Genomic DNA, 16801 nt, shown 5'->3' with positions numbered 1-16801 from the left:
TAGGCAAAATTAGCACGATTGCCATACGTATGGTGATTGTTATGAAACCCTTCACCCATCATTAGGAAATCAACGGGCATGAGGTTACGGGACGTGTCATTGACCTTGAAAGTCGTATACCCGATTTTATGGGCAAACCAGTTGATGATCGCTCCGTGAATGGGCGACATGAGGAAGTGCACCGGTAAGAGTAAAAACCAGCCCCAACTTGGAGCAAAATAGATGTAAAAAAGCGTATACAACGTTCCCCAGACCAAACGGGTATAGCGATGCGAAGCAAAATCATCAAAAGCTCTCCAATCGGGTACACCGGCCGTAAATTTCGGGTCTACTTCGATACTACGCGTGCGGATGTCTGAATAAACGCGATAGGTTTTCCACATCATATCAAAAATTCCTTTACTAAAACTCGGTGAATGCGGGTCCTTTTCCGTATCGGCATAGGCGTGGTGCATGCGGTGCATAACCCCGTAGGCATAGGCACTCAAATAGTTCGATCCCTGAAAAATGAATGTCCCAATGAAGAACACACGTTCCCAGGTTTTTGACATAGTAAAGGCCTGGTGAGCGGCGTATCGGTGCAGAAAAACGGTTTGGAAAAACAAGGCTCCGTACCAGTGCACGGCAAAGAAAATCAATATAGCAACCATATCTTTTTTTGGACAAAGATTCCAGTGCTCGTCGCTGAAACCAGCTTGCCGCCGACGAATGGTTGAATAATGCGACTGAGTGGGCGAAATACTTTTCCCATTTACCGGACGAAGCAATGCACTAAAACAAACCAGGTGCTACTTAGAAGGAAAAGAGTAAGCCTCATTGGCGATAAAGTGCTGTAACAATTAATGGACAAGCTTTAACAGATGAATGGCCGTTGAACGTTATACCTGTGAAATCTTACGAAAAGCGGGTTCAGCGAGGAAAGTGAAATTGGAGTCAAACCCAAAAGGTACACGGATCCTACTGTGAGAGTAGTAGGTTTTCAATGGATAACCACTTTACCTGGATTACTAACTGAACCGCTTGGAATCGAAAAGAACGTGAGTTGAGGTGTACCACGACTGAAAATCACTCAGCCATTTTTTTAACGTTTATGGCTCATTCCCGTATAGTTTATCTCGTTGACGATAATGCGGACTACCGTTTTCTGGTCCAGCAGGTCTTCACTCTCTTTTTACCAGAGCATCAGGTCCATTTCTTTACCGATGGTTCCCAATTGGTGGAGAGGATGGACGCTCTATCGAAACTACCCAAGCCCGATCTGATCGTGCTGGATATGGACATGCCTCAGCTAAATGGCTTACAAACGCTGTTTTTGTTGAAACAGAATCCGGATTGGAAAACAGTACCGGTTGTCATGATGACTAACCGTGATCAGATGGAAATTCGCCGCGAAAGTCACCAGCTCGGTGCCAATGCCTTTCTGTTAAAACCCCTGAATTTGCTCGAAATGAGGAATGTTATGATCCAGCTTTGTGAATATTAGAGCCTTTTACCTATTGCACTAATCGGATAATTAACAATTGCTTTACTGAAAGCTTGAAAATTCTTCGGTAGAACGTACCTAACTAGCACGTACATTCGCTACCTCGATGAAAAAACTTATCTGGACTTTACTAATCATTGGGGCCTGTCAGAGACCTGCCAATGATGATACCATTAATCCCACTACGCTTTATACTCCCTCTGAGCTTAATGCTAAAAGCAACGGGGCGTGCGATCAAATGAAAGCTTGGGAAGGCCAGATCGTTCAGGTTCGCGGGCGAATCGACCAGCCCGTCTTTTCTGAAATGCAGAACGGTGGTAAATTCTGGCTTAGGGATGAAAAGGGTTTTATCGAAGTTTATGTGAAAGAAGCTTCAACGGAAGACTTGCAAAGCTTGCATCGTCGAGTGGTGAAGGGTCTTAACGTTAGTATTACCGGAAAAGCCGTCGCCGGGCAGAAGCAAACCCAGTTCAAGTGTAAGAAGAACTTATTTGTTGAGATCAATAAAGCTGATGCCGTGGTTTTTTAAATGCAGGTACTCGCTTACTTTAGTACAGCGGGTAGTAAATAGTCCTGCATGAGACGATCAACCTGAGCGTGAGCGTAAGATGTGTTGTAGGCCGTAGCGGTAACGACCACTACTAGCGGTTGATCCGTAAAGACGAAGATTTTGTTGCCACCGTTGCCCGTGCAGTAGTACGTTTCAAGCCGTTTGCCCTGTACCGTATACGTCTTATTCCAGAACAAGTAGCCGTAATACTCCTGCGAACGGCCGGGAATGGCTTGGTGTTTAGTAAAGGTTTTCGTCACCCAGGCTTCTGGGATCAGTTGCCTTCCCTGCCACTTCCCTTTGTTTTTGTACAATTGCCCGTACTTTGCCAAATCGAGGGCACTAAGTTGAATACCTCCGGCTGTACTAACCACTTTTTGGGGCGTGTAGGGCCAGCGGTACTGACGGATTCCGAGCGGATCAAAGAGCTTATTTTTAGCGTAGGTCTCCAGATTTTGCGGTACTCGTTTGTTGAGAATGTCACCCAGCAAAACTACGCCCGCGGTAAAATAATGCCATTTCCCCTGGTACTTGGCTGGTAAAACGGGGAGATTCAACGTAAACGTAATCCAATTCGGCTCGGGGTACATGTACTCTTCATTGCCGGGGGAATCCATGTTGTCATCATCCCCGTCGAAAGCGGAACTCATCGTGAGTAATTCATGCAAAGTAGTCGAGGCTTTCGCGGCTGAGTAATGTGAAAAGGATTTCAGGTCATAAAATTCCCGTAACGTTTGCTTTTCCTGCAAATACCCCTCATGTTGGGCGATACCCATTAACGTAGAAGCAAAAGACTTACCTACCGAACGGACATCGTGTAAAGTACTCCGATTTGCTCCATTGAAGTATTCTTCCAGCAGGATACGGCCCTCTTTGAGTACCACGATACTGGTGATGTGCTTAAACACCCCCGCCTCAATGTTGCCCCTGAGTTCTTTGATTCTACGCATGTCGAAGGAATCGGTTGAAACATGCAGACCCGGATAGGGCTGAGGAGTCGTCAGCCGTACCGTATCTACATTGAACGTTGGCTTTCGTTTCACGTCCAGCTGTACTTCACCTTGGGCTAGGATGGGGCCGACGAGTACCTGCGATAACTTCAGATAAGGCCTGATTTCAAGCTTAAACAAATGTTCTCCCTCGGTTAAAGCCTGATCTCCACCCTGGTTCATAAAGCGATTCCAGGCTGATTGACTCCACCAACGTCCCTCGTGCTGGTTATCAATTAGCGGCTTACTAAGTACCGTTTCTTCGTTTTTAATCTGGGCGTAGGGAGCTCCGGGGTGAAGGTTGGTTTGATAAATGAGTTGATGGTCCACAAAAAAGGAAAACTGGTAATTACCCACCTTCGTCAGGCTGTCGGCAGATAGGGTAGGAGCCAGGGCATGGAGATAGTTAGTTAGCGAATTAGCCAGGAACACCGTCATGAACAGATTACTACGATTGGTCAGCGGAGTACGGGTCAAAAAGTCAGTAGTCTGGAGATCGGCTGGGGGAATTTCCCGGGAAGTGAAAAGAATTTTCCCTTGATTAGCCCGGTGTAGGGGAGAAGTAATCCCTTGGTTTTGAACAAGCTGAGCCTGGAGAGGCAAGCAGTAGAATGAAAGAAGTACTAACCGTACGTAGAAACGCATAACCTTCGCAGAAAGATGAATGAGCTACAAACCTAAACCCTAAGCCAATCCAGAAATAGAACACAATTAACCTTAGCTGACAAAAAGTTTTCGGTACGCCAGGGGCGTAAGCTCATACTGATTCCGAAAAGAGCGAATGAAGTGACTCTGATCAGCAAAACCGCAATCCAATGCAATGTGCGTTAGCGATAAGCCTTGCTTGAGCAGCAGCGGTAAGGCCTTCTGAAGTCGGATCATCCGGAGGTACTCCCCAAAACGACAGTTAAAATAGCGAGGCATTTCCCGGCAGAGATAAACGGGATGAAGGGCGAGTTGCTCGGCTAACTGGTTAAGTGTCCAGGGGTGTTCCGGGGCATCGTGCAAAAGCTCCCGTAATTGTCTGACCCAGTCGGGCTCCCGAAGATACAAGCGATTAGAGGTTTGTGTGAGTTCTCCAAATAGCTCAACCAGTAAAGCCTCCAGGGCCAGGGGCGTGTATGAAGCGTGGCGTTTGGCTTCTTTGACGAGGTTGTACATGAGTCGTTTTGCCTGCGGATGTTGAATGTCGATACTGCCCTGCAAAGGCTTTATCTCGTACGATTCAAACCAATCGGCGTTTAGCTCGACGTGAAAACCCCGGGTATAGCCTTCGGGTTTCTGATTGTAATGAGCCTCCTGCCAGTGGTGAAACAGCAGGCTACCGGCGGTACAAGTGTACCTTTCTTTCCGATTCCCCTCTAAAACCTTGCCCTGTAAAATAAATGTGAAATAGGCATTTTCATGGTAATGCCAATCCACCCAGGGATGCGTATATTCCGTATCCGTGAGCGTTAGATGGCCCAATTGAAGTTTTTGATTGGTCTGTCCGTAAAATTGACCCGTGGGTAGAGCGTTCATGGCAGAGAATCAAGAGCGTAGGTGAAGAGGCGTACACGCGTTGGTGTACGTAACAATACCATTTTTTTCGAAGAAAGGTACGAGAACGAAAGAAAATTAAAAATCTTCTTGATCAAAGTAGCGACTGGACAACCCGACATTCTGGTAATAAAAGCCTTTTGAAACCTTAGGTATGGAACTGGAAGAAACCGTCGTAAAATGATTTCGACGAGTAGCACTAGTAACGTATAAATATAACATTGCTCTAAAAGCTTCCCGGAAGAAGCTTTTAGAGCAATGTGACTTATTAAGCTACGGATAGTCGTCGAATCAAGAAGATTACTGAGCCAAATAGCCGCCGTCTACGGGATAATACGCTCCGGTCACGAAGGAGGCTTTGTCGGAAGACAGCCAAATGACTAATTCAGCGACCTCTTCCGAACGCCCCAGTCTACCCATCGGATGCATCCCGATCAGCATTTGCCGGGCTTCGGACGGTAAGTTTTTGAGCAGGGGCGTGTCAATATAAGCCGGACCAACCGTGTTGATACGGATACCCTTGGAGGCGTATTCCAAGGCCGCCGTTTGCGTTAACCCCACAACGGCGTGTTTCGCCGCTACGTACCCGGGCGAGTGAGCGGTACCTACCTGACTTAAAATCGAACCCATGTTTACAATCGATCCCGAGCCTTGGACCCGCATCGCTTCCAGCTCGTATTTCATGCAATAGAATACGCTATTGAGGTTTACATCCATAATTTTCTGCCAGCCTTCTAGCGAATAATCGGCGGTAGCGTTCAATTCGCCGCCAATACCGGCATTGTTACAGGCAAAGTCCAGTCGTCCGAATTGATTGATGGTTTCCTGCACCAGTTGCTGGCATTGCCGGGGGTCGGCTACATCGGCTTGGTAGAACTGAGCCGTTCCGCCAGCGGCGGTTATTTCTTCAACCACGGCCTGTCCATCGGAGAGATCCGATACCATAACCTGAGCTCCGTACTGACTGTATAGCAGGGCCACGGCTTTACCGATACCCGAAGCGGCACCCGTAACTAAGGCCGTTTTTCCTTGAAATAACTTTTCCATAAGTAATCAATTAAGATAGATGAATAATTAAAACGGGTAGCTCGGCCCGGTTTAGTACGGATTCGGCCACACTGCCGTAGAGGAAATGCTGGATTCCTTTCCGTGCGTGCGTAAACAATACTACTAAATCGGCGGAGACTTCCGCAGCGTATTCCAGAATGCCAGTAGCACTGGAGGAATGGCGGGTAATGTGTAAACGATAAGTATCCAGCAGCTGATTTTCGGCCCAAGCAGTCATCAACTGCTTGATTTCTTCCTCTGAACGGGGATCAAAGGGCTTCATCACAAACAGGTAATCGTCCCATTCGCGGCTACCCATTAAAAAAGGTTTGGGTAGGGCAGTGGGCATTCGATTGTCCACATCAATGGCCGTTATGATTCGCTCGGGATGAAACGGTTTGATGGGTTCTTTTAAGATTAATACGGGACAAGAGGTTTGCCGCATGACCGCTTCCGCATGTGAACCTTCGGTCCACGCCTTGAGGCCCGATGCTCCTTCCGAGGCCATGATGATTAAGTCAGGGTTGTAATCCGACAGGCAGTCGAGGAAGCCCTTTAGCGTTTTACCCACCTCAATCTGAATTTCGATCCCCTGATACAAAGGGTCGCTCAGTAAGGCTTTTAGCTGAGCTTCGTCGCGGTGACGGGCTTTTTTGAACGCTGGTAATAAGTCATCGGAGAATTTTAACGTCGAATCTGCGGAAGATAAATACGTCAGGTCTTCATCTATTACGGTATGAAGCAGCAGAATTCGAGCTGAGTACGTTCGAGCCAGCTCAGCGGCCGTTTCCAAAGCCTGTAACGAAATAGGACTTAGATCCGTCGGAACCAGAATCGTTTTCATGGCATCGCTGGTTGGTTTGACGGATCAAAGTACGCAGTTTTCCTGGACTCATGGGCTGAGCTAAACGGGAGTTTTAACTGATTAAAATCACATTTTATCAGTTGATAATTTTATTAGAAGGTACCGATTGATAGTGTTCTAAAAGTCCTAGGATTCTTCGCTTACATTCTCCCCTGTACTCAAAAGAGCAATCCTTTTTAGTGTGAAAACCAGCGTTTAACAAGAGGTTTTGAATGCGTTTAGTCCCTAGTGTAGTATTCGTCTAACGTTGTACCAAGGGGTTTAGGGATGTAAGCCTTTTTTTCGCAGATAATCCAGTAATTCCTGGGGTCGGTCGGTTTGAATAAACGTAGCTCCTTGGGCAATCAGCCAGCCCCAACCCGCTTCGGGATCGTTTTCTTCGATACTTTTCTCGTCATCGTGCCCACCGTTTAAGCTGGCCCAAAGGCTGTTAAGCCAGATTTTGGAGCCGCTTTTGGGAATGGACTGATAATTCGAATGAAGAAGAACGCTATCGGTCGCGAAGTTGAGTTCGTACGCCACGGGTTTTAGATGCTTTTCGTAGGATTCAATCATCGCTTGAGCCTCGGGCTTCGCCAGATTCACAATCGGCATGAACGCTAGCTTACCACCCAACAGATCTCCGTTTTCCGCTTTCACCTCCTCGTAGGTTTTTCCGGCCTTAATAACGGCGTGATCCATCGTACCCGTTGCCTCCAGAATTTGATAGGCTTCTTTAAAGTACTCGTAGCCTTTATCAATATTGATCATGACCCGACCCTTGGCTCGTCTCATGCAGTCTTCGAAGGTCATGATCTTTTGGCGGGTCGGTCCACCGTGCTCATTTTTAAGCGTAAGCTGCTGGAGTTCTGCCCACGTATATTCACTCGGTTTGCCATGGCCGGTAGTGGTACGATTGAGCGTAGCATCGTGTAAGAGAATCAGTACCCCGTCTTTGGTTTTCTTCAGATCAATTTCGACGATATCAACGCCCATTTGAATGGCGTGTTCAAGGCTAAGTACGGAGTTTTCGGGGGCATACCGCCAATCGCCCCGGTGAGCTACGACCAGTACTTCCGCAGACTTAGGGTTGTGTAATTGACGAATAATGTCCTGTACGGGCCGGGTTTGCCCCTGAACCGAAAAAGCAAGGAGCCAGAAAAGGAAGGTAAAACGAAGCATAGGGAGGAAGCAAATATAGTTTCTTGGGATGACGGGATTCTATACACGCGTTTTTTACGCTGACTGGATACGTTCCCAACGGTTGCCCCGAAAATAGAGCTTCGTTGCTCTACCTGCACGCTTCACCCGCATACTTCACAATATAATAACATCTTTTCAACAACTAGATAAGCCGTAAAATGCTCGAATATTAATGGTTATAGCTAATTACAAATACGCATGGACCAAAGTACTGTAGGTATAGGAACTAAAAAAAAGTTTGGTGTATAGGCTTTATTGCATCAAAGGTACTCGCTTCCCTGCACACTCCATTCGGTAGGAGCCTTGCCGAATTTCTTTTTAAACGCGTGGGAAAAATGCGAGAGGCTTTCAAAGCCCAGGTCGAGGTAGATGGCCGAGGGTTTCCTGTGCTTGGATTCGATCAGGTGCCGGGCTTCCGTTAGTCGGCGTTCCTGTAACCAATGGCGGGGAGCCATCCCGAAGGTTTTCTGGAAATCACGCTTGAATCCGGCCAGGCTCCGTCCCGTCAGTCGGGCGAATTTTTCGACGGGAACGTTGTAGTGAAAGTTCGTAAGCATGAATTTTTCCAGATCCATCTTGTAAGGTTCCGAAAAATCAAACAAAAACTCCCGGAGTTCGGGTAACGTGTAAAGGAGGAGGTGTACTGCCTCCTTTACTTTGAGCATGCCCAGCGTGTGCGTTATTTTTTCTTCCGGATGACGAGTGTAAGGAATAATGGACTGAAAAAAAGCCCGCAGAAAATCGTTTCCCGGAATTAGAAGATTAGCCGGACCTGCGTACTTTCGATTACTTTCCCATTGCTCTTCCAAAGCGATGCTTCGCAGAACATCTTCCGGCAGCCGGATGACAATGGTCTGATAATCTTCGTCTTCTAATGGCGTCTTCGTAATTTCTGCTAGTTGGTTTTTTTGAATCAGTAGTACCTCACCCCGATTCATCGCGATGTGCTGATGAGCCGTTTGCATGGAGAAATGACCCGACACCACAAATACTAGTGTGTTGTGTTCAAGGAAGGCCACTTTCTCCTTCTTTAGCTTGGATAAATACGAGAAGAAAATCAGTCCCGGAAATAATTGAGTTGCATTCGTCACGATGTAAAGCTAGTAAAATGGATCTATCGTTGCAGGTAGGTACTACCCAGAATCGCACCCGGTGCAAACGTGGTGTTGAGCGTATGCATCTCCTCGGGGGTAAAGTCAATAGACATCGCCGCGAGGTTTTCGGGAAGCCGCGAGCGTCGGCTCATACTCACCAGGGGCATAATAGATTCGCCCTGAGCATTGACCCAGGCAATCGCTAGCTGCGTGGGCGTACAGCCTTTATCCTGGGCTAGTTGTTTCAACACCTCAACCTTTTCCAGATTTTGGATCAGATTTTCTCCCTGAAAACGCGAGAAATGGTTGTGGTAATCGTCGGCTGGCAAGGGAGCTTTCATGGCTCCGGTGAGTAAGCCTTCCGCCGTATTGGCAAAGGCCACTACGCCAATGCCCAATTCTTTGGCTGTCGGGAGCAGGTCGCTTTCAATCTGACGATCCGCCAGGGAGTAGCCAATTTCCAGAGCCGTTACCGGATGTACGCTATGAGCTTTGCGTAACTGATCCGCCGTAATTTCCGACACACCCAGGTGACGAACCTTGCCTTCTTTGATCAGGTCGGCTACGGTTCCAATCACGTCTTCTACCGGAACGCTGTCATCCAGTCGGCAAGGCTGGTACAGATCGATGGTATCAATCCCCAGTCGTACTAACGAATAGTTGATAAAGTTTTTGATGGCGATGGGACGCAGATCCAGTCCGATCCATTGGCCGTTATAGAAAATCGCTCCGAATTTCACACTAATGAAAGCCTCCTCGCGTCGGCCTTTAATGGCTTTCCCTACCAGGATTTCGTTGTGACCGCTACCGTAAAAGTCTCCGGTGTTGAGAAAGTTAATACCGCTGTCCAAGGCCAGTTGAATGGTCGCCAGACTTTCCGTTTCGTCAGGAGTTGGGCTTCCCCATACCGACGACATACGCATACAGCCTAAGCCGAGTTTAGAAACCAAGGGGCCTTCCTTACCGAGTTTGATTTGGGATATCGTTGTCATCGTGTTTGTTTTTGATTTGACGTGACAAAAGTCGGTACGGTTCCATACTTCTTTATTTCCTCTACGGCTCAAAAAACTTGTCTGTACGGATCAGTCCTTTCAGGCTGCTTTTCGAAAAGCTAATGGCGTATAACCCGTATGCTTCTTGAAAAAGTTGTTGAAATAGGTTGGGTAGGCAAAGCCCAGACTATAGGCAATTTCCGCTACGCTCCAGTTCGTATGTTGTAGCAGGGCTTTGGCTTCGTCGGTAATGCGGTTGGTGATGTGCGTACTCGTGGGTTTGCCCGTGACTTCCTTCACCGCCCGGTTCAAGTGGTTCACGTGTACGGACAGCCGATCCGCAAACTCCTGAGCGGTTTTAAGGGGTAAGGTCTCCTGCGGGTTTTCCAGGGGGAATAGCTGTTCGAGTACTTCTAAAAACAGGGAGGCAAGGCGGGAAGAAGCATTTCTGGGTTGAAAGAAGGTTTTCGCGGGTTCTAAATGCAGGGCTTCGTGAATCACAAGCTGGATATAGGTGCGAATCAGTTCACCTTTAAATGCATAGTTAGCTTGCTGCTCCTCCAGCATTTTCTGAAAAATGTTTCGCATAAACCGGGCCTGCTCCTCATTAAGGGGAAAGAGTGGGGTACTACCGATTTTAAAAAAGGGCGAGTGTTGCAGGCTTTCCGATCGGTCGAGCGATTTGATAAATTCTTCGGTAAAGAGACAGGCGTAACCCTGATCCTCTTCCCCGAGCCTTTCCATGGTATAGGGAATGTGCGGATTGGTGAAAAAAAGGTAGGTACCGTCGAGTTCCAGACTTTCGTGGGCGTAGTGAAGCCGCGACTTTGTAGTCATTAGCGTAACCTTATAATAGTCACGCCGACTGAGTTGAGGCTTCATGGTACAGAGGTGATCTACCGCATATACTTTAAACCCTTTTAATGCCAGGTCCGTGGTATTCAGCTCAAGGGGTGAAATGGGAGAGTCCATCATCCAGCAAAACTACGAAAATCAAACAATGATTTTATTGGAAACGGCTATCTAAGAATCTTCAATAACGACCAAGCCTGAAATGGATTACTGGTGGAAACTCCACCAGTAATCCATTTGTAAGCATCAAATTGGAGTCTCACTTAATCGCCGTGTGGAGAGGCTCTGAATGGGACGGGCCAGCAGCGGGGTCAACTGCCCGACTACACGGATGGCCTGCGGTTGGGACTGATGCACCGCTAAAGCTTCCTTGGTAGTCCAACCCGTTAGGATAATGAAGGTATGCGAGTCTTCGGTTGGCTGAAAAAGGTTGTAGTACAGACAGCCGGATTCCCTACGGATCGGGTCCACCTGGGCCAGCAAAAGCTCCCGGACTTGTGTTTGGTGCTCAGGTTTGCTCGGTATGGTAATGATAAGGTGAGATTCGTCGGAGGAATTCATAAACGGAGGCATGAAGTCAGAAAGATGGTTTCTTAGGTAACCCAGTACTGTACGACGGTGTGAGTATCGGACTCGGAGCTTCTAGACTGCCGTGACGGTAAGTACTATCTTGCCCTGGATATGACCACGTTCGGCTCGTTCATGAGCCTTTCGGGCATCAGCCAGCGGAAAAGTACTGTCGATGACAACGCGAATTTTGCCCTCATCGAGCAAGGTCGCCAGCTCGGACAGTTGAGCCCCGTTCGAACGGACCTGCACGGCTGAGACGGTAATACCCATTCTCTCGGCCTCTTTAGTACCGGAAAACCCCAAAGGGTACACGGGAAACAAGGCTCCGCCCCGCTTGAGCGTCCGTAGAAAACGACTCGTAGTCGGACCGCCGAGGGTATCCAGCACCAGATCAAGGTCATGAACTAGCTCTTCGGGGGGCGTTTTGGTATAATCAATGAATTCGTCAGCACCCAGCTCACGCAGCAGCGACTCGTGCTTACCCGAAGCAACGGCGATGACGTGTGCCCCTTTCAGTTTGGCAATCTGTACGGCCAGATGACCAACGCCACCCGCAGCACCGTTGACCAGTACCGTCTTTCCGGCTAGTGACACGGGTATGTGCGGAGTAGATTGTAGGGGGTTAGGGAAATCATGGCCTACTTCAACCAGGTACTGCCACGCCGTGAGTAGCGACATCGGTGCTGCCGCCGCGTGTACATGATCCACGCGAGTGGGCTTACGGGCCAGTTCTGACACGGGTACCGTGACATACTCGGCATACGCCTTGCTCTCGCCTACGCTGAAAAAACGAACCATGGCGTACACCTCGTTGCCCAGGGAAAAGTCCGTCACGTCTTCTGCCACTGCTGTAATTACTCCTGAGATATCCGTACCTAAAATAATGGGGAAAGGTACCTGCGGACGCCATTCGGCAGGAAGTGCTCGGTACCCGTTGCGTAAGTACCAGTCTGGAGGATTAAGCCCCACTGCATGTACACGAACGAGTACTTCACCGGACTTTAGCTCGGGTAGGGGTGCTTCTTCATACTGCAATACCTCGGGGCCACCGAACGCATGCAGGCGAATGGCCCGCATGGTGTTAGGGGTTGGTTTTGTTTCTGTTGGCCGGGACGATTCCGAGCTAGATGATTCGGAGTTGGTTTCCACGGCTATGCTTTCGACTTTCATGCTATTCCTTTTCGTTGAATGGTTCGTTGACGTGCCCCTTTCAAGGAGGTGCAATCGTCCCGACAAAGGTCACCTTTGGGGACTTCGGCAAAAAACAGGATTCAAACCAAAAAGTATGAATATCAAGTAAGAGGGGACATATTGCTCAGTCTAGGTTGTAAGGAAACTGTCAACGTTTCTCAGTAGAGTGGACTCTCTGAATGGAAGACGGCTTGAACCCCGCATGGAATGCTACAGAACGGGGTTCGGTTAAGAGGTTAGACTATATACTAATAACGTATGAACGATCAACCAATTACTTTTACTTGAAGATACCCCCCGCCGCCGCTAAAAATCTCTTAGATTAATAGCCCTATTAACGAACAATCCAATCTTTTGCCGTTTTCAAGTTATAATAGAAGGACTAATTAAAAATAGAATTATTCTAAGTTCCTGTCTTTAGGAAATCCTTCCAGAAAGCCGCATAGCGTATTATCTATCGATGTCAGTTTATGATTTTTTTTACAAACACCTAGTAAATTAGCTGTTTAGAATAAAACTATTACGAATAATGATTTTTGAACTACACTCTAAAATGATTTAATGAAAATGTAGTATCAATCATTTTTACCTACTGATTATAGGGAGATACTTGCTAAGTATTTCTATTATATTTGTTCCTCATTTTTGTAAAACGCCGCCAAGACACCTTCTTTTTTGCTGGGTTTGAGCAGATTTTTAACTCTTACAGAAGGAGTTAAAAAAAAATATAAAAATTTTCCAGTTTGGCTTAAGGGATTTTTAGGGCTCCCGTGTCTTCCCCCTGAATTGTCACCACTTGGCATACCGATAATGTAAGATTCTATGCAGCTAGCTAGCACTTGGAACTCTTTTCTAACGACTGATCCCGTTTCTCCGGCCGATGAAACGGAACATGAGCCGTTAAAAAGCTCTGATCAGGAGCTTTTCACCCGAAAAACCTTCGAGACCAATCCAAGGCTAGGTTGTGAAATACTCTTTCGTCGGCACTACGTGGAGCTGTGCAGTCACGCTGTACGTTTTGTAGGGTCTAAATCCGTAGCTGAGGACCTGGTCGCTGAAGTGTTCTGTCAATTCTATGAAAAACAGGTTTTTTCCACGATTACCAGTTCGTACCGGGCTTATCTCTTTAAAACGGTACGCAATCGGGCTTACAACTACATTCGGCAGTCCTTTCAGCGAGATGTACCCATTGAAGAGGCGGAAGCGTACCTGAGCGAACATAGTCAGCAACCAGATGCACTCACTCAATACGATGAATTGTATCAGGATGTAGAAAAAGCCATTGATTCCCTGCCCGTACAACGCCGGAAGATTTACCTGATGTACCGTTTTGAAGGCAGAAAGTACGCAGAAATCGCTGCTGAGTTGGGCCTCTCCGTTCGTACCATCGAAGTACAAATTCGCCTGGCCAACCAGACCATTCGAGAAATGCTGAAATCCCGCTGGTTCCAGCTCCTTTTAGGAATATTCTTTATTCACTAAGGTTGTCTGACGTTCCTTTCTGCCTCGCTCAATAACATCCGTACCATGAATCCACTCATTAATAAACAGCTCATCTTTGATTTCTTTTCGGGCAAAGCGACGGTTTTGCAACGAAAGCAAATCGAAGCGTGGAGTCAGAACTCACAAAACGAAGAATTATTTTACGAGTGGTTACAGGAATGGGAACGCTCACACCTGCAATATCACCCGGATGAGGAAAAAGCGTACAGTCAGTTTAAGGATTTTCTGTACAATGATCAACGGCCTACGTTTTTAAAAGCTGAACCCGAAAGTACAGATCGTTGGAGTAACTATCGGAAGTGGCTGTTTCCTTCCATTGCAGCGTCCCTTCTGGTTTTACTGGGATTCTTCTACCAGGATCGGTTACTGAACCAACGTTACGCTACGGGGTATGGACAAATGAAAGTGGTACAATTGACCGACGGTAGCCGCGTAACCCTGAATGCCAATTCCACGCTGCAAGTACCGCGTTTCGGCTTCTGGGGAAAGCGTCGGCAAGTGAAACTTGAAGGAGAGGCCCTCTTTTCTATTACGCATACCCCGGATGATCAGCCTTTCGTTGTAAAAACGGATCACGGTTCGGAAGTAGTCGTATTGGGTACAGAGTTTAACCTTTTCACGCGTTCCCGGGCCACTGAAGTAGCCTTACTCCAGGGCAGCGTCGAATTTCATTACCAGAAACAGGGTAAAAAAGGCGATGCCGTCCGACTTAAACCCGGCGATCTGGTAAAGCTTCCCTCCAAAGGCAACGTTCAGCTTAAAAAATGGGATCGGAGCCATCATTTTTCCAGCTGGCGTGAACACCGCTATGTTTTCAAGGAAACATCCCTTCAGGAGCTGACGTACCTTTTTGAAGAAAATTTTGGGATCGTCCTGCGTATCCCCGAATCCCGAACCGCTGCCCTTACCTTGTCAGGAGCCTATCCGGCCGAAAGTGCCGAAGAGCTACTCAGCATTATCGCCGAAGTACTGAACTTACGCATCATCCATCAGGACAAAGAAATTATTTTACAATCTACTTCTCTCACATAATCCCTCTATCTCCGTATGTCTCTTTTTTTTACTAGCCTACACACGTGGGGGCTAGTGGTTTGCCTGGCTTTACCTGGCCAGCCCGCTAGTCCTTTGCTGTCACCGACGGAGTGGCAGTCCTCGCTTCAGCTAAAAAATACTTCCCAACGGAAACTCAAGGATGTATTACATGAGCTAAAAGAGCGGTTTGGCGTTGATATTCTTTTCGGCGATCAGCTGGTACAAGGTCTGACGGTACCGAAGACGGCTCTTGATCCCAAAGCCAGCCTGGAAGAAAATCTGGACCGTGTACTGAAAAACTCCGGTCTTCACTACCGGAAAGCCAAAGACGGAGCCTATCTGATTGTCGGACAACGTCTGGACAAAACAACCGAGCGGGAATTACCACAAACGTCCGCCCGTCCCAGTAGCCCGGTGGCCACGCAACAACCCAGTCTGGAAGTACAGGATCAGGTCATTACCGGTAAAGTAACCGATGAAAAAGGGGAGGGGCTACCGGGGGTGAACATCCTCCTGAAAGGCACCTCTCGGGGAAATAGTACGGATGCGGAAGGAAATTTCAAGTTAACTATTCCCGAGAATGCCGACAACATCCTGGTTTTCTCCCTAATAGGCTATTTAACTGAGGAAGTAGTGGTGGGTACGCGTACGACGATCGACGTTCAACTGAAACAGGATATCAAAAGCCTGGAAGAAGTGGTCGTGATCGGTTACGGTACCGTGAAGAAATCCGACGTAACGGGTGCCGTTGCTTCCATCGATTCCAAAAACATCGAGAAAGTAAACCGCGTGGATGCGGCATCCGCTATTCAGGGACAGGTACCCGGAGTAATGGTGCAGCGGACGGATAACAAACCCGGTAGCGGTGGATTTAACATCCGGATTCGGGGAGCTAGTACCATCCACACGACCGAAACGGCGGCTAATGCTGGGTACACACCCGGACAAAATCCTTTGTTTATCGTTGATGGTATTTTCGTGAACGACATTTCCTTTCTGAACCCCGCCGATATTGACCGGATGGACGTGCTGAAAGATGCCTCGGCCACGGCCATTTATGGTTCGCGGGGTACCAACGGGGTAGTCATTATCCAGACCAAAAAAGGAGAAAGTGGTAAACTCACCGTTCGGTATAACAACTACGTGGGTGTCAAAGAAGTGTATCACTTACCACCCATTTACAATACCACCGGGTACGTGGATTACCTGAAAGATGTAGTAGTGGGCAATCAGTACGCTTCCGGAAATTACAATTTTACCCGTAATGACGTCAACTTGCCCAATTACCTGAACGCGGAGGAGTTGAAGAACATCAACGACGGCGTTAGCACGAACTGGATCGACCTGATTACGCGGAAGGGCTTTCAAACGAACCATACCCTGGATTTGAGCGGCGGTAATAAATCTACTGTCTATGCGATCGGTTTTGGGTATACGCAGGATAAGGGTACCACCCGGGGCGAAGATTTTAACCGCTATACACTGCGTGGTAATCTGAGCAGTGACCTGACGAGCTGGCTGAATTTGAGCTACAACAATTACGTGACGGTAGCTACGCAAAATGCGGGAAGTTTTGAAGCCTTCCGAAGTGCGTACCGCTTAAAACCAATTGGAAGAGGGTATAACGAAGATGGTAGTTTAAAATTCCTCCCAACGGCGAAGGAAACGCAGGTGACAAACCCCTTACTGGATATTGAGAACGAAATTCGGGAAACCAAGTATCTCAATTATCTGGGCGACATCGCTGTACGTTTGAAGTTACTGCCCGGTATGACGTTCACGTCCAAGTTTTCACCCAACATCAAGTATACCCGTTACGGTGAGTACCGTGGAAAGTATACCAAAAGCTCCGTGGGTAATCAAAGCAGTACGCGGGCTCAGGTTGAAAACTACCTGGATTTCTCGTATACCT

The 16801-nt window shown here is 47.7% G+C and carries 16 protein-coding genes; 5 read left to right on the top strand and 11 right to left on the bottom strand.

The features are described from left to right. Positions 1–650 (bottom strand): acyl-CoA desaturase (locus tag ACOJTG_RS01515; protein WP_420152189.1); only part of this gene is annotated, 650 nt, incomplete at its 3' end. 440 nt (positions 651–1090) lie between these two features. Here ACOJTG_RS01515 and ACOJTG_RS01510 point away from each other — a divergent pair. Both ACOJTG_RS01510 and ACOJTG_RS01505 read left to right on the top strand, forming a co-directional pair. Further along, positions 1091–1483: a response regulator gene (locus ACOJTG_RS01510; protein WP_420152188.1), complete on the top strand. Its 393-nt coding sequence runs from the start codon at positions 1091–1093 to the stop codon at positions 1481–1483. Between the two features lie 106 nt (positions 1484–1589). Then, the gene (locus ACOJTG_RS01505; RefSeq protein ID WP_420152187.1) at positions 1590–2012 is read left to right on the top strand and encodes a hypothetical protein; all 423 of its coding nucleotides are present in this window, start codon (positions 1590–1592) and stop codon (positions 2010–2012) included. Positions 2013–2026: 14 nt separating this feature from the next. Here ACOJTG_RS01505 and ACOJTG_RS01500 read toward each other — a convergent pair whose 3' ends face one another. From ACOJTG_RS01500 to ACOJTG_RS01455, 10 genes are all read right to left on the bottom strand, one after another. Beyond that, entirely contained in the window at positions 2027–3667 is a 1641-nt protein-coding gene (locus ACOJTG_RS01500; RefSeq protein WP_420152186.1) for a serine hydrolase domain-containing protein, read from the bottom strand. 72 nt (positions 3668–3739) lie between these two features. After that, positions 3740–4543 carry a helix-turn-helix transcriptional regulator gene (locus ACOJTG_RS01495; protein WP_420152185.1) on the bottom strand — a complete coding sequence of 268 codons (804 nt, stop codon included), beginning with the start codon at positions 4541–4543 and terminating at the stop codon, positions 3740–3742. 318 nt (positions 4544–4861) lie between these two features. Continuing rightward, positions 4862–5608, bottom strand: coding sequence for an SDR family NAD(P)-dependent oxidoreductase (locus tag ACOJTG_RS01490; protein WP_420152184.1), 747 nt, complete (start codon positions 5606–5608; stop codon positions 4862–4864). A gap of 10 nt (positions 5609–5618) precedes the next feature. Then, positions 5619–6452, bottom strand: coding sequence for a universal stress protein (locus ACOJTG_RS01485; protein ID WP_420152183.1), 834 nt, complete (start codon positions 6450–6452; stop codon positions 5619–5621). Between the two features lie 282 nt (positions 6453–6734). After that, a complete protein-coding gene (locus tag ACOJTG_RS01480) occupies positions 6735–7634 on the bottom strand; it encodes a glycerophosphodiester phosphodiesterase family protein (RefSeq protein WP_420152182.1) in 900 nt (299 codons plus the stop codon). Between the two features lie 281 nt (positions 7635–7915). Further along, entirely contained in the window at positions 7916–8746 is an 831-nt protein-coding gene (locus ACOJTG_RS01475; RefSeq protein WP_420152181.1) for a helix-turn-helix domain-containing protein, read from the bottom strand. Between the two features lie 23 nt (positions 8747–8769). Continuing rightward, complete coding sequence (locus tag ACOJTG_RS01470; RefSeq protein ID WP_420152180.1) at positions 8770–9741, bottom strand: aldo/keto reductase; 972 nt, start codon at positions 9739–9741, stop codon at positions 8770–8772. 99 nt (positions 9742–9840) lie between these two features. Then, on the bottom strand, positions 9841–10713 hold the full coding sequence (locus ACOJTG_RS01465; RefSeq protein ID WP_420152179.1) for a helix-turn-helix domain-containing protein: 873 nt from the start codon (positions 10711–10713) through the stop codon (positions 9841–9843). Positions 10714–10839: 126 nt separating this feature from the next. Next, complete coding sequence (locus ACOJTG_RS01460; RefSeq protein ID WP_420152178.1) at positions 10840–11166, bottom strand: putative quinol monooxygenase; 327 nt, start codon at positions 11164–11166, stop codon at positions 10840–10842. Positions 11167–11235: 69 nt separating this feature from the next. Next, the gene (locus ACOJTG_RS01455) at positions 11236–12240 is read right to left on the bottom strand and encodes an NADP-dependent oxidoreductase (RefSeq protein ID WP_420152177.1); all 1005 of its coding nucleotides are present in this window, start codon (positions 12238–12240) and stop codon (positions 11236–11238) included. 936 nt (positions 12241–13176) lie between these two features. Here ACOJTG_RS01455 and ACOJTG_RS01450 point away from each other — a divergent pair. The 3 genes from ACOJTG_RS01450 to ACOJTG_RS01440 form a co-directional block, all read left to right on the top strand. Continuing rightward, positions 13177–13836, top strand: a complete 660-nt coding sequence (locus ACOJTG_RS01450) for an RNA polymerase sigma-70 factor (RefSeq protein ID WP_104714272.1) — start codon at positions 13177–13179, stop codon at positions 13834–13836. 45 nt (positions 13837–13881) lie between these two features. Beyond that, positions 13882–14889, top strand: coding sequence for a FecR family protein (locus ACOJTG_RS01445; protein WP_420152176.1), 1008 nt, complete (start codon positions 13882–13884; stop codon positions 14887–14889). 15 nt (positions 14890–14904) lie between these two features. Then, on the top strand, positions 14905–16801 hold a 1897-nt coding region (locus ACOJTG_RS01440), incomplete at its 3' end, for a SusC/RagA family TonB-linked outer membrane protein (protein WP_420152175.1).

This window comes from Siphonobacter sp. (genome assembly GCF_048595215.1).
Lineage (GTDB): Bacteria > Bacteroidota > Bacteroidia > Cytophagales > Spirosomataceae > Siphonobacter.
Note: the sequence above shows the minus strand (reverse complement) of the source record. Positions and strands in the feature narration are given on the sequence as shown.